This window comes from Meridianimarinicoccus zhengii (genome assembly GCF_003254465.1).
GTDB lineage: Bacteria > Pseudomonadota > Alphaproteobacteria > Rhodobacterales > Rhodobacteraceae > Meridianimarinicoccus > Meridianimarinicoccus zhengii.
Genome location: NZ_QDFI01000123.1, coordinates 1 through 7,245 on the forward strand (window position 1 = coordinate 1; position 7,245 = coordinate 7,245).

The 7,245-nt window shown below is 70.0% G+C and carries 7 protein-coding genes and 1 pseudogene; 3 read left to right on the forward strand and 5 right to left on the reverse strand.

What is annotated here, in order from left to right; all coding sequences use genetic code 11:
* Positions 1-1,321 (forward strand): annotated as a pseudogene (locus tag DDE13_RS21405) (hypothetical protein); the annotation flags it as partial.
* A gap of 159 nt (positions 1,322-1,480) precedes the next feature.
* On the forward strand, positions 1,481-3,409 hold the full coding sequence (locus tag DDE13_RS21410; RefSeq protein ID WP_111406249.1) for a monovalent cation:proton antiporter-2 (CPA2) family protein: 1,929 nt from the start codon (positions 1,481-1,483) through the stop codon (positions 3,407-3,409).
* A 158-nt stretch (positions 3,410-3,567) separates the two neighbouring features.
* Here DDE13_RS21410 and cobT read toward each other — a convergent pair whose 3' ends face one another.
* A complete protein-coding gene (gene cobT / locus DDE13_RS21415) occupies positions 3,568-4,587 on the reverse strand; it encodes a nicotinate-nucleotide--dimethylbenzimidazole phosphoribosyltransferase (protein WP_111406250.1) in 1,020 nt (339 codons plus the stop codon).
* 92 nt (positions 4,588-4,679) lie between these two features.
* On the opposite strand from cobT, the gene cobS reads away from it, so the two are divergent.
* Positions 4,680-5,444 carry an adenosylcobinamide-GDP ribazoletransferase gene (gene cobS, locus DDE13_RS21420; protein ID WP_111406251.1) on the forward strand — a complete coding sequence of 255 codons (765 nt, stop codon included), beginning with the start codon at positions 4,680-4,682 and terminating at the stop codon, positions 5,442-5,444.
* Between the two features lie 55 nt (positions 5,445-5,499).
* Here cobS and DDE13_RS21425 read toward each other — a convergent pair whose 3' ends face one another.
* The 4 genes from DDE13_RS21425 to DDE13_RS21440 form a co-directional block, all read right to left on the reverse strand.
* Entirely contained in the window at positions 5,500-6,009 is a 510-nt protein-coding gene (locus DDE13_RS21425; protein ID WP_111406252.1) for a CarD family transcriptional regulator, read from the reverse strand.
* A 238-nt stretch (positions 6,010-6,247) separates the two neighbouring features.
* Positions 6,248-6,586 (reverse strand): ferredoxin FdxA, encoded by a 339-nt coding sequence (fdxA, locus tag DDE13_RS21430; protein ID WP_111406253.1) that lies wholly within the window; start codon positions 6,584-6,586, stop codon positions 6,248-6,250.
* A 49-nt stretch (positions 6,587-6,635) separates the two neighbouring features.
* Positions 6,636-6,995 carry an RNA-binding S4 domain-containing protein gene (locus DDE13_RS21435; protein ID WP_111406254.1) on the reverse strand — a complete coding sequence of 120 codons (360 nt, stop codon included), beginning with the start codon at positions 6,993-6,995 and terminating at the stop codon, positions 6,636-6,638.
* Positions 6,996-7,050: 55 nt separating this feature from the next.
* Positions 7,051-7,245 (reverse strand): hypothetical protein (locus DDE13_RS21440; RefSeq protein WP_162631161.1); only part of this gene is annotated, 195 nt, incomplete at its 5' end.

Sequence of the window (7,245 nt, forward strand, 5' to 3'; positions counted from 1 at the left end):
CGACCCGGCCCATCTTGCGCCGCTGCCGGACACTGCCGACGACGCCATGGCCGGAACCGGACCGCGCAGGCACCTGCCGGGTCTCCATGCGCTGGCACGGGCAGCGCGCATCGGGCGGCGCGGTGCGGCGGCGCTTGTTCTGCTCGCCGCGGTCGGTGCCGGGCTTGCCGCGTTCCGTGGCAGCGCGCCGGTCGGACCGACGGACCTGGCCCCGGACTTCGCCACGCTGGCGCGCGGGCCTGCCACCGGGTCCGTCCCCGAGACCGTCGCCGTGGAACCCCGCGCCGTCCCGCCGGTGCGCACGGCCACGCCCGCCATGGATGCCGCACCCGATGATCATGCGCGCACGGCGCCCCGGCCCGCGCGACAGGCCACGCTGTCGGCGATGGATGCACCGCCGGGGATGATCGCCGACGCCACGTTCTACACGCCGCCGTTCCGGCTGGCCGATACGGCATCAAGCGATGCCACGACGCTGACGATCCCGGGGCTCGACCCGGTGTTCCGCACGGATGCCCTGGCCCTGGCCGCGATCGGCATGCCCGAGCGCGAACCGCCGGCGCGCCGAACTTTCACCGCCCCGCCGTCCCGCGACGAGGTCTACGTGTTCGACGCGCGCGGCCTGATCCGGCCAAGCCCCGAAGGCCGCCTGTCCCCGGACGGATTCACGGTGATCGCGGGCCAGCCCCCCGTGGCGACCCGTCCGCGCCCGGACCGCCAGCAGGCCGAAGCACAGACCGTACTGGTTCTGCGCCGCGCCGATCTGGCCGAGGACGATCCGTTGCGCAGCCTGTCGCCCAGGGCAAGGCCCGGCGGACTGGCCGAGGCGCGCGAACGGGACCAGCTCGGCGGACGCACCGCGACGGAACTCGCAGATTTCGTGCCCTTGCGCCGTCCGGTGTCGGAACAGGAACGTGCCGGGAGCACGATCATCGCCTCCGTCAGCCCGGCCACGACCTTTGGCCCGCGGCCCGCGCCGCGCGACGCCACCGTGATCGCGCGTGCCCGCGCGGACGCGCAACAGCCGACAGGTCCCGCCATCGCGCCCGTCGACGTGGCGCGGGTGTCCGCCCCGACCCCGTCGGGCACCGCAGACAGGGCCACGGCGCGGGTCGGCATCAACCTGTCCGAGATCAACCTGCTGGGAACTTTCGGGGCCGCCAGCAACCGCCGCGCGCTGGTGCGGCTCCCGTCGGGACGGGTCGTGAACCTTGCCGTGGGCGACCGGGTCGATGGCGGGCGCGTGCAGGAAATCGGGGACGGCCGGCTTGGTTACGTGAAATCCGGACGCACCGTGACGCTGAGCATGCCGCGCGGATAGGCGCGCTGCCGCCATCGGGCCGCACATGGCCCCGCATCGCACCCCTCGCGCTTGAATTGCGCCGTCCCGTGGCCTTTACAGGGACCGGCACGAAGACCCCTTCGGGCCACCCCCCCGCGCGGCCGGCCGGCGCCGGATCCGCCCAGCAAGGACTGCGCGATGGACACGATCCTGTTTCCGCTTCTCGTCTATCTCGGTGCTGCCGTCCTGGCCGTGCCCGTCGCCGCACGGCTGGGGCTGGGATCGGTGCTAGGCTACCTGCTGGCCGGGGTGATGATCGGCCCCGTGCTGGGGCTCGTGGGACAGGAAACCCGCGACCTGCAGCATGTCGCCGAATTCGGCGTCGTGATGATGCTGTTCCTGATCGGGCTGGAACTGGATCCCCGCGCGCTCTGGGCGATGCGGCACAAGTTGCTGGGCCTCGGGGGCCTGCAGATCGGGCTGACCACCGCCGCCGTGACCGGCGCGGGCATGGCGTTGAACCTGCAATGGGAGGTGGCCCTGGCCGTGGGCCTGGCCTTCGCGCTGTCGTCCACCGCGATCGTGCTGCAAAGCCTGACGGAAAAGCGGCTCATGCAGACGCAGGGGGGGCGGTCCGCCTTTGCCGTGCTGCTGACACAGGACATCGCCGTGATCCCGATGCTGGCCGTGCTGCCGCTTCTGGCGGTGGGGGCGGGCACGGGCGGCGGGCATGGCGGCGACCATGGCGCCACGGACCAGCCCGTGATGGAAATGGCGCAGGCCGCCACCCATTTCGTCGATACGCTTCCGGGCTGGGGGGCAGCACTCGTGACGCTGGGGGCGATGGGCGGGATCGTGCTGGCAGGCATCTACCTGACCCGGCCCGTGTTCAGCTTCATCCATGCGTCGCGCATGCGCGAGATGTTCACGGCGCTGGCGCTGCTGATCGTGGTCGCCATCGCGGGGCTGATGCTGATCCTCGGCCTGTCGCCGGCACTGGGAACGTTCCTGGCCGGAGTCGTCCTCGCGAACTCCGAATTCCGCCACGAGATCGAGGCCGACCTGCAACCCTTCAAGGGTCTCCTGCTTGGGCTGTTCTTCATCACCGTGGGCGCGGGGATCGATTTCGGGCTTCTGTTCGGCGATCCGCTGCGGCTGGTCGGGCTGACGCTTCTGCTGATGCTGGCGAAGGGGGTGATCCTGTTCGTCCTCGCGCTCGTCTTCCGGCTGCGGGGCCGGGACCGGTGGCTGTTCACCCTGTCGCTGGCGCAGGCGGGCGAGTTCGGCTTCGTGCTCACGGGCTTCGGCGCGCAACGGGGAGTGTTCGATACCGACCTGTCGCAGCAGCTCTATCTCATTATCGCTCTGTCGATGCTCATCACGCCGTTGCTGTTCATCGCCTATGATCAGCTCAGCCGCCGGATGCGCCACGACGCACCCGATGCAGCCGCCGACGAAATAGACCACGCGGCGCCCATCATCATCGCCGGGATCGGGCGCTTCGGGCAGGTGGTCAACCGGATGATCGAGATGGCCGGGTTCCACGCCACGGTGCTGGACCACGATCTTGCCACCATCAACCTGATGCGCAAGTTCGGGTTCAAGAGTTTTCTCGGCGATCCGACCCGTCCCGACCTGCTCCACGCGGCGGGCATAAAGGAGGCGCGGATCCTGGTGGCCGCGATGGACGACAAGCAGGCCACCACCCGTATCGTGCGTTATGCCCGCGGACTACGGCCCGATCTGCACATCGTCGCGCGCGCCCATGACCGGGTGCATGTCTATGAATTGTACGAGGCGGGGGCGGATGACATCGTGCGCGAGATGTTCGACAGCAGCCTGCGCGCCGCGCGCTACGTGCTCGAGAACATGGGGCTGAGCGAATTCGAGGCTTCGGAGATGGAAAAGCTGTTCTACAAGATGGACCGCGCGTCCATGCTGGAACTGGCCAAGCTGTGGAAGCCCGGCGTCCCGATCGCCAACAACCCCGAATACATCGCCCGCGCGCGGGAACTGAACAAGGAATTCGAGGCGGCACTCGTGGCGCAGCTCGACGACAGGATGGACCTCGATCCGCAGACGCAGAGCGACCCCGACCCAGATGCGCCGCCGCAGATGCCGGGATAGCCCGCGCCGCGCGGCTGCCCCGTCGCCGCTGCCGGGACATGCACCATCGCCGGCACGCCGCGGCAAGCGTGACAGGTGCCGCCCCGCCCCATGCCCCGCCCGTTCGGGACGCGGGCACCCGCGGTGCAGCGGGCTGGCCGCTGCCGCCCCGCGCGCGCTCAGGTGTCGCTGACGCCTGCCTCGTCGAAGGTGGCCATGCCGGAGAGGCACGCCACCGCCCCGCGCAGGATACCGATGGCGAGCGCGGCCCCCGACCCCTCGCCCAGTCGCATGTCAAGATGCAGCAGCGGTGGCTTGCCCATCGCCTGCAACAGGCGACCATGGCCGGCTTCCGCCGACATGTGCCCCGCCACCGCATGATCCAGCGCGCCGGGGCGTTCGACATCCAGTGCGGCGGCAGCGGCGCAGCAGATGAACCCGTCAAGAATCACCGGGATCGACAATTGCCGCGCACGCAGGATCGCCCCGGCCATCGCCGCGATTTCCCGCCCGCCGAGGCAGCGCAGGGTCTCCAGCCCTCGCCCGGTGACCGCTGCATGGCGCGCGAGGGCCTGTCCGACCACGGTCGACTTGACGGCAAGACGCGCATCGTCAAGCCCCGTGCCGCGTCCCGTCCAGTCCGCCGCCGCCCCGCCATACAGCGACGCGGCCATGGCTGCCGCCGCCGTGGTGTTGCCGATGCCCATCTCGCCCGCGACGAACAGATCCGCGCCGGGATCGACCGCACGCCAGCCCGCCGACATGGCCGCGCAGAATGCGTCCTCGGTCATTGCGGGGGCTTCGGTGATGTCCGACGTGGGCCGGTCGAGATCGAGCGGCACCACGTCGAACCGCGCGCCCGCAGCCTGTGCCAACTGGTTCACGGCAGCGCCACCCGCTTGGAAATTGGCGACCATCTGCGCCGTGACGGCGGGCGGGAAGGCCGACACGCCGCGCGCCGCGACCCCGTGATTGCCCGCGAAGATGACGATCTGCGGCGCCTTGATCGCGGGCCGGTCGGTGCCGCGCCAGCTCGCGTACCAGATGGCCAGATCCTCAAGCCGTCCCAGCGCGTGCGGCGGCTTGGTCAGCCGGGCGTTTCGGGCGCGTGCGGCCTTCAGGGACGGTGCATCCGGCGCGGGAAGATCGGCCAGCGCCGCACGAATGCTGGCCATGGTGGCGAAAGGAAGCGTGGACATGGGCAGCCTCGGGACTTGGGCGTGGATCTGGGGCGTTGATCTCGTCAGGGCTGCACGCTACCGCGGGCAAGTCTCGGGGGAAACCGCCAAAGATGCCACGCTCGCCGCTCTTGTCCCGTCACGACCTGCCCGCCGCGCTGGGATTGCTCACGCGGCTGCCGGTGCCGGTGGACGGCGATCGGGCGACGGCGCGTGGGGCGGCAGCCGCATGGGCCTATCCTTTGGCGGGCGCAGTCGTTGGGGCCTTGGCCGGTGCCGTGCATCTGCTGGCCGGGTGGCTGGGCCTGCCGCCGCCACTGGCCGCGGGACTGGCCGTGGCGGCTTCGGTGATCGTGACCGGCGCGCTGCACGAGGACGGGCTGGCCGATACCGCCGACGGGCTGTGGGGCGGCTGGACGCGCGACCGGCGGCTGGAGATCATGCGCGACAGCCGCATCGGCACCTATGGCATGCTGGCGCTGATCCTGTCGCTGAGCCTGCGCACAGGGGCACTGGCTGCGCTGCCCCCGGCCATGGCGCTGCCTGCGCTGATCGCCTGCGGGGCGTTGTCGCGGGCGGCGATGGTCGCCGTCTGGACCGCACTTCCGCCCGCCCGGCGCGACGGGCTGTCCGCGGGCAGCGGGCAGCCGGGGGCGATCACCGCGGCGCTGGCGCTGGCGCTGGGGACCGCCGCGGCGATGCTGGCCTGTGGCGGACCGGGCGTGGTTGCACTCCTGATGGGTCTGTGCGGTGCCGCGCTTGTCGCGCTGGCCGCCCGCGCGAAGATCGGTGGCCAGACGGGCGACATCCTTGGCGCCGCGCAGCAACTTGCAGACATCGCGGGGCTTCTGGCGCTCGTGACGCTGCTCGGCAGCTGAAGCACGAAAAAGGGCCGCGCCCAAGGCACGGCCCGGAGTATCGAATCGCCGAAGGTCAGGCCGCGCGCGACAACAGCACGTCACCGACCTTGCGATGCGCGTCGCCTTCGTCCGCGCCGCTGACGGCGGCGATCTCGCGGGTCAGGCGTTCCAGCGCGGCTTCGTAGAGCTGACGCTCGGAATAGCTCTGCTCGCGCTGGTCGTCGGCGCGGTGCAGGTCGCGCACCACCTCGGCGATGGCGATCAGGTCGCCCGAGTTGATCTTCTGTTCGTATTCCTGCGCCCGGCGGGACCACATGGCCTTCTTGACCTTGGCCTTGCCGCGCAGGATCTCCATCGCCTTCGACACCACGTCCGGCGAGGCGAGCGCGCGCATCCCGACATCCGCCGCCTTGTGCGTCGGCACCCGCAGCGTCATCTTGTCCTTCTCGAAGGAGATCACGAACAATTCCAGGCTGATGCCTGCGATTTCCTGCTCCTCGATCGACACGATCTGGCCCACGCCATGTGCCGGGTAGACGACATAGTCATTGGCACGGAATTCGGACGCTTTCGCTTGGCTCATGTGGTTTTCCATCCTAACGATCCGCCCGCCAGTCCCGGTTCCCACCGGGATCGAAGGGCAAAAAAGAACGTGCTCGGCCATGGATGGGCGAGACGTTCCGGGTCACCTTGGTATTTTGAAAGTTATGTGTAACACATTTCACGCGCCCGGCAAAGCCCCGTGACGGGCCGGTCACGGGAACGGGATCGCAAGGCCGCGTTGCACGCGGCGAGGGGCCTCGCCGGCCCGGTGGATCGTCTCAGCCGCCTTCGCCCGGTTTCTCCGAGAATATCGTTGCCAGCTTGTCGGGCGTGCCGTCAAGGTCCTCTGCCGTGGGCAGCGGGTCCTTCTTGGTGTAGATGACGGGCCACAGTTCGCTGTACTTGCGGTTGAACTCCACCCACTTGTCCATGTCCGGTTCCGTGTCCGGGCGGATCGCGTCGGCGGGGCATTCCGGTTCGCAGACGCCGCAGTCGATGCATTCGTCCGGGTGAATCACCAGCGCGTTTTCGCCTTCGTAGAAACAGTCAACGGGACAGACCTCGACGCAGTCGGTGTATTTGCAGCCGATGCAATTGTCTGTGACGACATAGGTCATGGGGTGTCTCGCTCTGTTTGGTGGCGGATACCTATTGCGGTGGCTCGGATCAATCAAGCGGCCCCTGCCGGGAAAGCCGCGCGGCGCGACGTTCTTTCCGGTCCACGCGGCCCGGCACGCGCTGTGGCGCCCCCTGTTCCGCGGCGGATGGCGGCGGTGGCGGCGACAGGTCATCGTAGCAGGCGCGCGCTTCCGGTGCCGGGCCGCGACGCATGGGCAGCGCGACGATGCGCACGACGCGGATCGCGCGGCCCTGCGCGAAGGTCAGCGTATCGCCCGCACGCACGGCCTGGGCGGGTTTTGCCGCGCGGGCACCGTTGACACGCACATGGCCGGCCGAGACTTCCCCAGCCGCGATGCTGCGCGTCTTGAAGAAACGCGCGAACCAGAGCCACTTGTCCAGCCGCAGGCTGGTCGTTCCGGACGAGCCGGCGGCGCCGCCGGCACCGGTATCGGGATCGCGGTCAGGTCTTGTCACGCAGCCCCATCAAGGCGGCGGCGAACGGGTTGTCGGGGTCGATCTTCTTCTCGCTGCGCGGCGGGCGCGCGGCAAAGGTCTTGGCGCCCTGCCCGGCCCCGTCCTGCGGCGGGCGCTTGCCCTTCGGCTTGCCGCCCTTGGGGCCGTCGCCGCGCGGCTTGCCGCCACCGGGCTTGCGCTC

Bases quoted from the DNA above. Each gene is read 5' to 3' on its own strand.
- DDE13_RS21410 (WP_111406249.1), top strand. From the start codon at position 1,481: ATGGACACGATCCTGTTTCCGCTTCTCGTCTATCTCGGTGCTGCCGTC.
- cobT (WP_111406250.1), bottom strand. From the start codon at position 4,587: ATGTCCACGCTTCCTTTCGCCACCATGGCCAGCATTCGTGCGGCGCTG.
- cobS (WP_111406251.1), top strand. From the start codon at position 4,680: ATGCCACGCTCGCCGCTCTTGTCCCGTCACGACCTGCCCGCCGCGCTG.
- DDE13_RS21425 (WP_111406252.1), bottom strand. From the start codon at position 6,009: ATGAGCCAAGCGAAAGCGTCCGAATTCCGTGCCAATGACTATGTCGTC.
- fdxA (WP_111406253.1), bottom strand. From the start codon at position 6,586: ATGACCTATGTCGTCACAGACAATTGCATCGGCTGCAAATACACCGAC.